The following is a 1,882-nucleotide window of genomic DNA, read 5'->3' on the forward strand; positions in this document are numbered from 1 at the left end:
AACTCTGGATGGAACTATTCTTGAAAACGAAAATTATTCTCTCAATGTAAATTCATCTCCGAGTTCTATCTCTTGTTGGATTTATGCGGGAGGAAATTTGGTTGACGATTCGGGGATCATCGTAAATCTTGAATTTGGAGTAAATGCTTCGGCTCCCATCGGGGATGTGGCTGAACTACTTTTCACAGAAGCGATTGTAAATGAGCAAGATGTGAACAGTTCGGACGGACAGATTGAAATTCTCGGTGGTTACAATATTTCCGGAAATGTTTTCTATTACGAAGATGATTCACCAATTTCAAATGCATCTGTAATATTAACAAATCAGCGTGAAACTGTTTTGACAAACACTCAAGGCGAATATCAATTTTCTCTGATCGTCTCGGGCAATTATATTTCGCAAGTAGAAAAAACCGACGAGCTAGGTGGATTGAGCAGCATGGACGCCTCCCGAATAGCCCGTTATGGGATTGGTTTGATTTCGTTGGAACCTTGCCGGATCATCGCAGCCGATGTTACCCAAAATTCTTACGTCAACCCAACCGATGCATCGCGTGTTGCGAGATATGGAATCGGCTTGATTGAAAACTTGAATGACGGAGGAAATAACTGGGTTTTTGTGGCTGATTCCCTAAATTTCGCTGTATGGCCCCCCATTTATTATGATTCGCAAAAAGAATACACCCCTTTGAATTCCGATCTGTCAGCTGAAAATTTTTGTGGAATCAGGCTGGGTGATGTAACCGGAAACTGGTCTTCGTCCGAACGATTTTGTAGAAAAGGAACAAGGGACATCACCGCTTCGCTTCCGGATACTTCCACAGCCAATGGTAATATTTCTATTCCGCTTTCAGTCCAGAATCTGATTGATTTGGAGGGAATGGATATCGCAATCGAATTTAGCGAAAATATTGTCAGCGTTACGAATGTATCATTAGTTGGTGGCATTTTAGAGCAGGAAGATTTTGTGCTTGAATTCAATTCAAACACAGACGGATTAATTGCTATCAGTTTATATTCTATCGGGCAATTATTCACAGGTAGTGGAAATATTCTTAATATCCAATTTAATATAGTTGGACAAAGTGGTGAATCAACGGCACTTTCTTTTACTCAATTTGATGTGAACGAAATTGACTATCTCTCCGGCACAACAAATGGAAGTATTTATTTGGAGCAAAATGCAGCAGGTGGATCAAATATAGAAAATTTATTTACTGAGTTGAAATACAATTTCCCAAACCCATTTTGCGAGGTTACAAATATTTCCTATTCGCTGGCGAAATCAGATTGGGTAACGATAAAAATATATAATTTACAGGGACGTCTTGTGGAGACATTAATAGCAGATCATCAGGATGAGGGAAAATATTCTGTGAATTTGATCGCAGCTGAATATCCGGCTGGAATCTATTTTTACCGAATGCAGACAAGCAATTTTGAAGATACGAAGAAAATGCTTTTAATAAAATAAAAGGGATAAAATTAGAATAATATATTTAAGGATAAATAAAGGAAATAATGAATAATTTATCAGATTCAACTCATTTACAAGCAGTTTATGATATTTCAAACGCAATAAGTTCCCATCTTGATTTGGACGAAGTTCTAAAAGCCGTGATGGATGTTGCCACCAAAGTATTGGAAGTGGAAGCCTCTTCACTTGTTACAATTGATGAAAATAATGGCGATTTGCTATTTCATATAGCAGAAGGTGAAAAAGCAAAAGTAATAAAACAAATTCGCATGAAAGCGGGTGAAGGAATCGTTGGGGCTGTTATTGAAACTCAAGAACCAATCGTAGTTAACGATGTTTCAAAAGATACTCGTTTTTTTAAGGGTGCAGATAAATCGAGCGGATTTGTAACAAAATCAATTCTCT

At 37.7% G+C, this 1,882-nt stretch carries 2 protein-coding genes; both read left to right on the plus strand.

The features are described 5' to 3' along the window. Positions 1–1,474: T9SS type A sorting domain-containing protein (locus tag U9P79_09045; GenBank protein ID MEA2104766.1), on the plus strand; the 1,474-nt coding region annotated here is incomplete at its 5' end. A gap of 47 nt (positions 1,475–1,521) precedes the next feature. Further along, on the plus strand, positions 1,522–1,882 hold a 361-nt coding region (locus tag U9P79_09050; protein ID MEA2104767.1), incomplete at its 3' end, for a GAF domain-containing protein.

Source organism: Candidatus Cloacimonadota bacterium, from assembly GCA_034661015.1.
Lineage (GTDB): Bacteria > Cloacimonadota > Cloacimonadia > JGIOTU-2 > JGIOTU-2 > JAYEKN01.